This window comes from Enterobacter sp. 342, assembly GCF_036663495.1.
Taxonomy (GTDB): domain Bacteria; phylum Pseudomonadota; class Gammaproteobacteria; order Enterobacterales; family Enterobacteriaceae; genus Enterobacter.
Map to the genome: position 1 here is coordinate 178715 of NZ_JAWUEI010000008.1, position 10479 is coordinate 189193.

Sequence of the window (10479 nt, forward strand, 5' to 3'; positions counted from 1 at the left end):
GACGATACACAAAAACAGAAACAAGACCGGGAGGGGAATGATGTCTCAGACAGCAAAAGTGCTGCTGCTGTATGCCCATCCGGAATCTCAGGACTCGGTGGCAAACCGGGTGCTGCTTAAGCCGGCCACACAGCTCAGTAACGTGACGGTGCACGATCTTTACGCGCACTATCCTGATTTCTTTATCGATATTCCTTATGAGCAGGAACTACTGCGTCAGCACGACGTCATTGTGTTCCAGCATCCGCTTTATACCTATAGCTGCCCGGCACTGCTCAAAGAGTGGCTGGACCGCGTGCTGAGCAGGGGATTCTCCAGTGGGGTAGGGGGCAACCAACTGGCGGGAAAGTATTGGCGTAGTGTTATTACCACCGGTGAACCGGAAAGCGCATACCGTTATGACGGGCTGAACCGCTATCCGATGAGTGACATCCTTCGTCCATTCGAACTGACGGCAGCGATGTGCCGTATGCACTGGATGAGCCCGATTATTATCTACTGGGCGCGGCGTCAGGATCCGAAAGAACTGGCAAGTCATGCCAGAGCGTACGGTGAATGGCTGGCATCACCGATTCCGGCAGGAGGTCGTTAATGGAAGGATCGAATCTGCTCCTTGCCGGAGTGCTGTTTTTATTTGCGGCCGTCGTCGCGGTTCCGCTTGCTGCACGTATTGGAATAGGCGCAGTGCTGGGCTATCTGCTGGCAGGGATAGCAATTGGCCCCTGGGGGCTTGGATTCATCAGCGATGTGGATGAAATCCTCCATTTCTCCGAGCTGGGTGTGGTGTTCCTGATGTTCATCATCGGCCTTGAGCTGAACCCTTCTAAATTGTGGCAACTCAGACGCTCTATCTTCGGTGTGGGTGCCGCGCAGGTGCTGTTCAGCGCCGCGATTCTGGGTGGCTTGTTAATGCTGACCAACTTTTCCTGGCAGGCGGCGGTGATTGGTGGGATAGGTCTTGCGATGTCGTCGACGGCAATGGCACTCCAGTTGATGCGCGACAAAGGGATGAACCGTAGCGAAGCAGGGCAACTGGGTTTTTCGGTGCTACTGTTTCAGGATCTGGCGGTGATCCCTGCATTAGCACTGGTGCCCCTGCTGGCAGGCTCCGGCGACGATCACTTTGACTGGGCTAAAATCGCCATGAAGGTGCTGGCCTTCGCCGGTATGCTGATTGGCGGACGTTTCCTGTTACGCCCTGTGTTCCGCTTTATTGCCGCGTCGGGCGTACGTGAGGTGTTCACCGCTGCGACGCTGCTGCTGGTGCTGGGATCGGCGTTGTTTATGGATGCGCTGGGGCTGTCGATGGCGCTCGGGACCTTCATTGCCGGGGTACTGCTTGCCGAGAGCGAATATCGTCACGAACTGGAAATTGCCATCGATCCTTTCAAAGGGCTGCTGTTAGGGCTGTTCTTTATTTCGGTGGGCATGGCGCTGAATCTGGGTGTTCTTTATACCCATCTGCTGTGGGTGGTGGTGAGCGTGGCCATCCTGGTGGCGGTGAAAACGCTGGTGCTGTACGCCATGGCGCGCATTTACGGCTTGCGCAGTTCGGAACGCATGCAGTTTGCCAGCGTGTTAAGCCAGGGAGGCGAGTTCGCGTTTGTGCTGTTTTCTACCGCCTCCTCCCAGAAGCTGTTTAAAGATGATCAAATGGCTCTGCTGCTGGTGACGGTCACGCTGTCCATGATGACCACGCCGCTGTTGATGAAGCTGGTGGATAAACTTCTGTCACGCCGTCTGAATCCTGCTGACGATGAAGACGAAGCGCCGTGGGTGGAAGACGATAAGCCGCAGGTGATTGTGGTGGGCTTTGGCCGTTTCGGACAGGTTATCGGACGTTTGCTGATGGCGAACAAAATGCGCATTACGGTGCTGGAGCGTGATATCAGCGCGGTTAATCTGATGCGTAAATATGGCTACAAGGTGTATTACGGCGATGCGACCCAACTTGAGCTACTGCGCTCGGCGGGAGCGGAGGCAGCAGAGTCCATCGTGATTACCTGTAACGACCCGGAAGACACGATGAAGCTGGTGGAGCTGTGTCAGCAGCATTTCCCGCATCTGCATATTCTGGCGCGTGCGCGGGGACGTGTTGAAGCTCACGAATTGTTGCAGGCGGGTGTGAAACACTTCTCCCGTGAGACGTTCTCCAGTGCGCTGGAGCTAGGCCGCAAAGCGTTGATCTCGCTCGGTATGCATCCACATCAGGCGCAGCGCGCTCAAATGCACTTCCGCCGGCTGGATATGCGAATGCTGCGTGAACTGATGCCGGTACATACGGATACCGCGCAGATCTCCCGCGTGCGGGAAGCGCGTCGCGAGCTGGAGGAGATTTTCCAGCGAGAGATGCAACTGGAACGACGCCAGCTTGATGGCTGGGATGAATTTGAATAAAGGGTAACGAAAGATGGCTGTACGTAAACGCTTTATTGCGGGTGCAAAATGCCCGACCTGCCAGGCGCAAGATACTCTGGCGATGTGGCGTGAAAATAATATTGATGTTGTTGAGTGTGTTAAGTGCGGTCACCAGATGCGTGAGGCTGATAAAGAGGCCCGCGATCACGTTCGCAAAGAAGAGCAAGTGATCGGGATTTTTCATCCGGACTAGCGATATACCCTGAGTTTTTTTAAGCTAAAGGGTACACGGGTGCAGATTTCCGCTACAATCTGCGCCAGCAATTTTCCCACGCTCAGGAGATATCATGAAAGTAGCAAAAGACCTGGTGGTCAGCCTGGCCTATCAGGTACGTACAGAAGACGGTGTGTTGGTTGATGAGTCTCCGGTGAGTGCGCCGCTTGACTACCTGCATGGTCACGGTTCCCTGATTTCCGGCCTGGAAAACGCGCTGGAAGGTCATGAAGTTGGCGACAAATTTGATGTTGCTGTAGGCGCGAACGACGCTTACGGTCAGTATGATGACAACCTGGTTCAGCGCGTTCCTAAAGATGTGTTCATGGGCGTTGACGAACTGCAGGTTGGCATGCGCTTCCTGGCTGAAACTGACCAGGGTCCGGTTCCTGTTGAAATCACTGAAGTGGAAGATGACCACGTTGTGGTTGACGGTAACCACATGCTGGCTGGCCAGAACCTGAAGTTCAACGTAGAAGTTGTTGCGATCCGTGAAGCAACCGAAGAAGAGCTGGCTCATGGCCACGTTCACGGTGCGCACGGTCACGACCATGACCACGATCACGGCCACGACGGCTGCTGCGGTGGTCATGGCCACGATCACGACCATGGTCACGACCACGGTAAAGGTGGTTGCGGTAACGGCGGCTGCGGTTGCCACTAATTCCGCCATGCGGAAAATAAAAAAGCGGGATAATCCCGCTTTTTTTACGCCTCAATAATGAGGTGGTGGCGTCTCTTCTGACTGAGAGGCAATGTTCGACGGCTGCGTGGCCTTCAGCTTTTCCGTCAGCAGGCGCATATGATCCCGCAGTTTTGCCATTTCGAGTTCATGTGCAGTCACGGTCTGGTTTAGCTCTTCGATGGTGATGTCCTGAAAAGCCAGGCGGCTTTCCAGCTCAGCCATTCTCGCTTCTATTGTTGTATCCTTCATCATTCACCTCGTTTATTTCAGATTCACCATAATGGCCCAGCGGCGGCGCAGTTTAACTGACTTTATCCTTAAGTACAGTCTGCATCCCTTTGGCAGGAAACTTATTTAAACAAAAATAGTCTGAAAAGTGGCGAGAATTGGAAGTGTCTGTCTGTAGATTTCTTCCGCAACGTTTTATAGTACGTAACTCATTTACGTTTAACGCTGGGGTGAGAGTCCCCAGGCCCTGGAGATATGGATGAAATCACTGTTTAAAGTAACGCTGCTGGCGACGACGATGGCTGTTGCGCTGAACGCGCCGCTGTCATTCGCTGCTGATACTGCTGCGAAGCCTGCTGCCACTGCAGACAGCAAAGCGGCGTTCAAAAATGACGACCAGAAATCCGCCTATGCACTCGGCGCATCTCTGGGTCGTTACATGGAAAACTCTCTGAAAGAACAAGAGAAACTGGGCATCAAACTGGATAAAGCTCAGCTGATCGCGGGCGTTCAGGACGCATTTGCTGATAAGAGCAAGCTGTCTGACCAGGAAATCGAACAGACTCTGCAGGCGTTCGAAGCGCGTGTGAAAGGTGCCGCTCAGACTAAGATGGATGCGGACGCTAAAGAAAACGAAGCCAAAGGCAAAGCCTATCGCGATACCTTTGCTAAAGAGAAAGGTGTGAAAACCTCCTCTACTGGCCTGGTGTACAAAGTTGAGAAAGAAGGCACCGGCGATGCGCCTAAAGACAGCGACACTGTAGTCGTGAACTACAAAGGTACGTTGATCGACGGTAAAGAGTTCGATAACTCTTACACCCGTGGTGAGCCGCTCTCCTTCCGTCTGGATGGTGTGATCCCTGGCTGGACTGAAGGCCTGAAAAACATCAAGAAAGGCGGCAAAATCAAGCTGGTTATCCCACCAGATCTGGCGTACGGCAAAACCGGCGTTCCGGGTATCCCTGCCAACTCTACATTGGTCTTTGACGTAGAGCTGCTGGATATCAAACCGGCACCGAAAGCGGACGCTAAAGCAGATGCACCGGCTGACGATAAAGCCGCTGCTGCTAAGAAGTAATGCTGAAAAAAAACCGCCGCCTTTAAGGCGGCGGTTTTTTTATTATGGGGCAGATATAATTAACACTGGAAAGCGTTATACCCGCTGTATTAATTTAGTTGTCCGTGTAGATAATGAGCCTGCCCTGAAAACCTAACGACAGGCTCCTGAAAAGGAGTGTTTTTTTCATGTCCAGGTCGCTTTTAACCAACGAAACCAGTGAACTTGATTTGCTGGATCAACGTCCTTTTGACCAGACCGACTTCGATATTCTGAAATCGTATGAAGCGGTGGTGGACGGGTTAGCGATGCTCATTGGCTCCCACTGCGAAATCGTATTGCACTCCCTGCAAGATCTGAAGTGTTCCGCCATCCGCATTGCTAATGGTGAGCATACTGGCCGTAAAATTGGTTCGCCAATCACCGACCTTGCATTGCGTATGTTGCATGACATGACCGGCGCGGACAGCAGCGTCTCCAAATGCTATTTCACCCGCGCCAAAAGTGGCGTGCTGATGAAATCAGAAACCATCGCGATTCGAAACCGCGAGCATCGTGTGATTGGGTTGCTGTGCATCAACATGAACCTTGATGTGCCATTCTCGCAAATCATGAGCACCTTTATTCCACCAGAAACGCCAGATGTTGGCTCTTCTGTGAACTTTGCCTCTTCTGTTGAAGATCTTGTAACTCAGACGCTTGAGTTCACTATTGAAGAGGTGAATGCTGACCGCAACGTATCGAACAACGCCAAGAATCGCCAGATTGTGCTGAATCTCTATGAGAAAGGGATTTTTGATATTAAAGACGCCATTAACCAGGTGGCCGATCGTCTGAACATCTCCAAGCACACGGTTTACCTCTATATTCGCCAGTTCAAGAGCGGTGATTTCCTGGGGCAAGACAAGTAATGCGTTATGCCTTAATGGTGACAGGCCCGGCGTACGGTACTCAGCAGGCCAGTAGTGCGTTGCAGTTTGCGCATGCGCTGTTGAAGGCCGGACATGAACTGGTGAGCGTCTTCTTTTATCGGGAAGGGGTGTATAACGCGAACCAGTTTACGTCACCGGCGAGTGATGAGTTTGACCTGGTGCGTGCGTGGCAGGCATTAAACGAACAGCAGGGCGTTGAACTGCATATCTGCGTGGCGGCGGCACTGCGCCGCGGCGTGGCTGATGCAACTGAAGCTGAGCGCCTGGGTTTATCGGGTTCTAACCTGCAGCCCGGTTTTTCGTTGAGTGGTCTGGGTGCACTGGCACAGGCAGCATTAACCTGCGACAGAGTGGTGCAATTCTGATGAAGCGTGTCGCGTTTGTTTTTTCCTCAGCGCCGCACGGCAGTGCGTCTGGCAGAGAAGGGCTGGATGCGTTGCTCGCGACATCAGCGCTGACTGAAGATATCGGCGTCTTCTTTTTGGGCGACGGTGTATTTCAGCTTCTGGCGGGGCAACAGCCGCAAGCCATTCTGGCGCGCGATTACATCGCGACGTTCAAAGTGTTACCGCTGTACGATATAGAAACGTTCTATGTCTGCGCGGACTCACTGGCTGCACGTGGTTTAAACGAGGCAACGTCTTTCGTGCTGGATGTGACATGCCTGTCTTCCACCGCATTGCGCGAGCATCTTTCCCACTACGACACCGTTCTTACTTTCTGAGGCTACCATGCTCCATACCCTAAGCCATTCCCCTTGGCAGTGTGATATCGACGCGTTATTGAGTATGCTTCGCGAAGGTGATGACCTGCTGCTGCTCCAGGACGGCGTGCTTGCCGCGATTGGCGGCAGTCGTTTCGTTGAAATCCTCAGTAATGCCCCCATAACTGTCTCTGCGCTGAAAGACGATCTTGATGCGCGGGGTCTTTCTGGTCAAATTTCAGCCAAAATTGACGTGGTTGGCTATACTGATTTCGTCAATCTTACTGTGAAGCATGCCAGTCAAATGAACTGGTGATTTGAGATCGCTGTATATTTCTTGACACCTTTTCGACGTAGCCCTAAAATTTCGCGTCCTCATATTGTATGAGGTCGATTTATTACGTGTTTACGAAGCAAAAGCTAAAACCAGGAGCTATTTAATGGCAACAGTTAACCAGCTGGTACGCAAACCACGTGCACGCAAAGTTGCAAAGAGCAACGTGCCTGCGCTGGAAGCCTGCCCGCAGAAACGTGGTGTATGTACTCGTGTATATACCACCACTCCTAAAAAACCAAACTCCGCACTGCGTAAAGTATGCCGTGTGCGTTTGACTAACGGTTTCGAAGTGACTTCCTACATCGGTGGTGAAGGTCACAACCTGCAGGAGCACTCCGTGATCCTGATCCGTGGCGGTCGTGTTAAAGACCTTCCGGGTGTTCGTTACCACACCGTTCGTGGTGCGCTGGACTGCTCAGGTGTTAAAGACCGTAAGCAGGCTCGCTCCAAGTACGGCGTGAAGCGTCCTAAGGCTTAATGGTTCTCCGTTAAGTAAGGCCAAACTGATTTATCTTAATGTCAAACTAAACTCGTAGAGTTTTGGACAATCCTGAATTAACAACGGAGTATTCCCATGCCACGTCGTCGCGTCATTGGTCAGCGTAAAATTCTTCCAGATCCGAAATTCGGATCAGAACTGCTGGCAAAATTTGTAAATATCCTGATGGTAGATGGTAAAAAATCTACTGCAGAAGCAATCGTATACAGCGCGCTGGAGACCCTGGCTCAGCGTTCTGGTAAAAATGAACTGGAAGCTTTCGAAGTCGCTCTCGACAACGTGCGCCCGACTGTAGAAGTTAAGTCTCGCCGCGTTGGTGGTTCTACTTATCAGGTTCCAGTTGAAGTTCGTCCGGTTCGTCGTAATGCTCTGGCAATGCGTTGGATCGTTGAAGCTGCTCGTAAACGCGGTGATAAATCCATGGCTCTGCGTCTGGCGAACGAACTTTCTGATGCTGCAGAAAACAAAGGTACTGCAGTTAAGAAACGTGAAGACGTTCACCGTATGGCAGAAGCCAACAAGGCGTTCGCACACTACCGTTGGTAATCCCTTCGGAGTATTAGTCACCAGGCGGGCGCTTCAGAGAAGCCGCCCGCTCTGGGTAACTTAACTGAACGCCTAAAGATATAACGAGGAATCAAATGGCTCGTACAACACCCATCGCACGCTATCGTAACATCGGTATCAGTGCGCACATCGACGCCGGTAAAACCACTACTACCGAACGTATTCTGTTCTACACCGGTGTAAACCATAAAATCGGTGAAGTTCATGACGGCGCAGCCACCATGGACTGGATGGAACAGGAGCAGGAGCGTGGTATTACCATCACCTCCGCAGCGACTACTGCATTCTGGTCAGGTATGGCTAAGCAGTACGAACCACATCGCGTAAACATCATCGACACCCCAGGGCACGTTGACTTCACCATCGAAGTAGAACGTTCCATGCGTGTTCTTGACGGCGCGGTAATGGTTTATTGCGCAGTTGGTGGTGTTCAGCCACAGTCTGAAACCGTATGGCGTCAGGCGAACAAATATAAAGTTCCACGCATCGCGTTCGTTAACAAAATGGACCGTATGGGTGCTAACTTCCTGAAAGTTGTTGGCCAGATCAAAACCCGTCTGGGCGCGAACCCTGTTCCGCTGCAGCTGGCAATTGGTGCTGAAGAAGGTTTCACCGGCGTTATCGACCTGGTGAAAATGAAAGCCATCAACTGGAACGATGCAGACCAGGGCGTTACCTTCGAATACGAAGATATCCCAGCTGCAATGCAGGACCTGGCTGACGAATGGCACCAGAACCTGATCGAATCCGCTGCTGAAGCTTCTGAAGAGCTGATGGAGAAATACCTGGGTGGTGAAGAACTGACTGAAGAAGAGATCAAAAAAGCTCTGCGTCAGCGTGTTCTGAACAACGAAATCATCCTGGTAACCTGTGGTTCTGCGTTCAAGAACAAAGGTGTGCAGGCGATGCTGGATGCGGTAGTTGACTACCTGCCATCCCCGGTTGACGTTCCTGCGATCAACGGCATCCTGGACGACGGTAAAGATACTCCGGCTGAGCGTCACGCAAGCGACGAAGAGCCATTCTCTGCACTGGCGTTCAAAATTGCTACCGACCCATTCGTGGGTAACCTGACCTTCTTCCGCGTTTACTCTGGTGTGGTTAACTCCGGTGACACCATCCTGAACTCCGTGAAAGCGGCGCGTGAACGTTTTGGCCGTATCGTACAGATGCACGCTAACAAACGTGAAGAGATCAAAGAAGTTCGTGCGGGCGACATCGCTGCAGCTATCGGTCTGAAAGACGTGACTACTGGTGACACCCTGTGTGACCCAGATCACCCAATCATTCTGGAGCGTATGGAATTCCCTGAGCCGGTAATCTCCATCGCAGTTGAACCAAAAACCAAAGCTGACCAGGAAAAAATGGGTCTGGCTCTGGGCCGTCTGGCGAAAGAAGACCCATCATTCCGCGTATGGACTGATGAAGAATCTAACCAGACCATCATCGCTGGTATGGGTGAACTGCACCTGGACATCATCGTTGACCGTATGAAGCGTGAATTCAACGTTGAAGCGAACGTGGGTAAACCTCAGGTTGCTTACCGCGAAGCGATTCGCGCGAAAGTTACCGATGTTGAAGGTAAACACGCTAAGCAGTCTGGTGGTCGCGGTCAGTACGGTCACGTTGTGATCGACATGTACCCACTGGAGCCGGGCTCTAACCCTAAAGGTTACGAGTTCATCAACGACATCAAAGGTGGTGTAATTCCTGGTGAATACATCCCAGCCGTTGATAAAGGTATCCAGGAACAGCTGAAAGCGGGCCCTCTGGCTGGCTATCCGGTTGTTGACATGGGTATCCGTCTGCACTTCGGTTCTTACCACGACGTTGACTCCTCTGAACTGGCGTTTAAACTGGCTGCGTCTATTGCCTTTAAAGAAGGCTTTAAGAAAGCAAAACCAGTTCTGCTTGAGCCAATCATGAAGGTTGAAGTAGAAACTCCTGAAGAGAACACCGGTGACGTTATCGGTGACTTGAGCCGTCGTCGCGGTATGCTGCGTGGTCAGGAATCCGAAGTAACTGGCGTTAAGATCCACGCTGAAGTTCCACTGTCTGAAATGTTCGGATATGCAACTCAGCTGCGTTCTCTGACCAAAGGTCGTGCATCATACACCATGGAATTCCTGAAGTATGATGATGCGCCTAACAACGTTGCTCAGGCCGTTATTGAAGCCCGTGGTAAGTAATCCACAGGATTAAAACCTAAGTCCCGTGCTCTCTCCAGAGGGGAGAGCACTATAGTAAGGAATATAGCCGTGTCTAAAGAAAAATTTGAACGTACAAAACCGCACGTCAACGTTGGTACTATCGGCCACGTTGACCATGGTAAAACTACCCTGACCGCTGCAATCACTACCGTTCTGGCTAAAACCTACGGTGGTTCTGCTCGTGCATTCGACCAGATCGATAACGCACCAGAAGAAAAAGCTCGTGGTATCACCATCAACACCTCTCACGTTGAGTACGACACCCCGACTCGCCACTACGCACACGTAGACTGCCCAGGCCACGCCGACTATGTTAAAAACATGATCACCGGTGCTGCGCAGATGGACGGCGCGATCCTGGTTGTTGCTGCGACTGACGGCCCAATGCCTCAGACTCGTGAGCACATCCTGCTGGGTCGTCAGGTAGGCGTTCCTTACATCATCGTGTTCCTGAACAAGTGCGACATGGTTGATGACGAAGAGCTGCTGGAACTGGTAGAGATGGAAGTTCGTGAACTGCTGTCTCAGTACGATTTCCCAGGCGACGATACCCCAATCGTTCGTGGTTCTGCTCTGAAAGCGCTGGAAGGCGACGCAGAGTGGGAAGCGAAAATCATCGAACTGGCTGG

The 10479-nt window shown here is 52.0% G+C and carries 14 protein-coding genes; 13 read left to right on the forward strand and 1 reads right to left on the reverse strand.

All coding sequences use genetic code 11. The features are described from left to right. Positions 1 to 40: 40 nt before the first annotated feature. The 4 genes from kefG (at position 41) to slyD (ending at position 3296) form a co-directional block, all read left to right on the forward strand. The gene (kefG, locus tag V6E55_RS09210; RefSeq protein ID WP_014833523.1) at positions 41 to 592 is read left to right on the forward strand and encodes a glutathione-regulated potassium-efflux system ancillary protein KefG; all 552 of its coding nucleotides are present in this window, start codon (positions 41 to 43) and stop codon (positions 590 to 592) included. Beyond that, positions 592 to 2397, forward strand: a complete 1806-nt coding sequence (gene kefB, locus V6E55_RS09215) for a glutathione-regulated potassium-efflux system protein KefB (RefSeq protein ID WP_114979374.1) — start codon at positions 592 to 594, stop codon at positions 2395 to 2397. Before kefG ends, kefB begins: the two co-directional genes overlap by 1 nt. 13 nt (positions 2398 to 2410) lie before the next feature. Then, positions 2411 to 2611 carry a YheV family putative zinc ribbon protein gene (locus V6E55_RS09220; RefSeq protein ID WP_010436300.1) on the forward strand — a complete coding sequence of 67 codons (201 nt, stop codon included), beginning with the start codon at positions 2411 to 2413 and terminating at the stop codon, positions 2609 to 2611. 94 nt (positions 2612 to 2705) lie between these two features. After that, positions 2706 to 3296 carry a peptidylprolyl isomerase gene (slyD, locus tag V6E55_RS09225; RefSeq protein ID WP_014833521.1) on the forward strand — a complete coding sequence of 197 codons (591 nt, stop codon included), beginning with the start codon at positions 2706 to 2708 and terminating at the stop codon, positions 3294 to 3296. A gap of 51 nt (positions 3297 to 3347) precedes the next feature. Here slyD and V6E55_RS09230 read toward each other — a convergent pair whose 3' ends face one another. Next, positions 3348 to 3566 (reverse strand): protein SlyX, encoded by a 219-nt coding sequence (locus V6E55_RS09230; protein ID WP_008503009.1) that lies wholly within the window; start codon positions 3564 to 3566, stop codon positions 3348 to 3350. Between the two features lie 238 nt (positions 3567 to 3804). Between V6E55_RS09230 and fkpA the strand changes: the two genes are divergently transcribed. The 9 genes from fkpA to V6E55_RS09275 all read left to right on the forward strand — a co-directional run. After that, complete coding sequence (gene fkpA, locus V6E55_RS09235; protein ID WP_114979376.1) at positions 3805 to 4623, forward strand: FKBP-type peptidyl-prolyl cis-trans isomerase; 819 nt, start codon at positions 3805 to 3807, stop codon at positions 4621 to 4623. A 167-nt stretch (positions 4624 to 4790) separates the two neighbouring features. After that, complete coding sequence (locus tag V6E55_RS09240; RefSeq protein ID WP_003861697.1) at positions 4791 to 5513, forward strand: helix-turn-helix transcriptional regulator; 723 nt, start codon at positions 4791 to 4793, stop codon at positions 5511 to 5513. Beyond that, positions 5513 to 5899 carry a sulfurtransferase complex subunit TusD gene (gene tusD / locus V6E55_RS09245; protein ID WP_316942661.1) on the forward strand — a complete coding sequence of 129 codons (387 nt, stop codon included), beginning with the start codon at positions 5513 to 5515 and terminating at the stop codon, positions 5897 to 5899. The genes V6E55_RS09240 and tusD overlap by 1 nt, the downstream gene beginning before the upstream one ends. After that, positions 5899 to 6258, forward strand: a complete 360-nt coding sequence (tusC, locus tag V6E55_RS09250; RefSeq protein ID WP_129994855.1) for a sulfurtransferase complex subunit TusC — start codon at positions 5899 to 5901, stop codon at positions 6256 to 6258. Before tusD ends, tusC begins: the two co-directional genes overlap by 1 nt. 7 nt (positions 6259 to 6265) lie before the next feature. Further along, complete coding sequence (gene tusB / locus V6E55_RS09255) at positions 6266 to 6553, forward strand: sulfurtransferase complex subunit TusB (protein WP_316942662.1); 288 nt, start codon at positions 6266 to 6268, stop codon at positions 6551 to 6553. Positions 6554 to 6677: 124 nt separating this feature from the next. Then, a complete protein-coding gene (gene rpsL / locus V6E55_RS09260; protein WP_000246815.1) occupies positions 6678 to 7052 on the forward strand; it encodes a 30S ribosomal protein S12 in 375 nt (124 codons plus the stop codon). 96 nt (positions 7053 to 7148) lie between these two features. After that, the gene (gene rpsG, locus V6E55_RS09265) at positions 7149 to 7619 is read left to right on the forward strand and encodes a 30S ribosomal protein S7 (protein ID WP_003861706.1); all 471 of its coding nucleotides are present in this window, start codon (positions 7149 to 7151) and stop codon (positions 7617 to 7619) included. A gap of 95 nt (positions 7620 to 7714) precedes the next feature. Next, positions 7715 to 9829 (forward strand): elongation factor G, encoded by a 2115-nt coding sequence (fusA, locus tag V6E55_RS09270; RefSeq protein ID WP_028017992.1) that lies wholly within the window; start codon positions 7715 to 7717, stop codon positions 9827 to 9829. A 69-nt stretch (positions 9830 to 9898) separates the two neighbouring features. Then, positions 9899 to 10479 (forward strand): GTP-binding protein (locus tag V6E55_RS09275; RefSeq protein WP_028019737.1); only part of this gene is annotated, 581 nt, incomplete at its 3' end.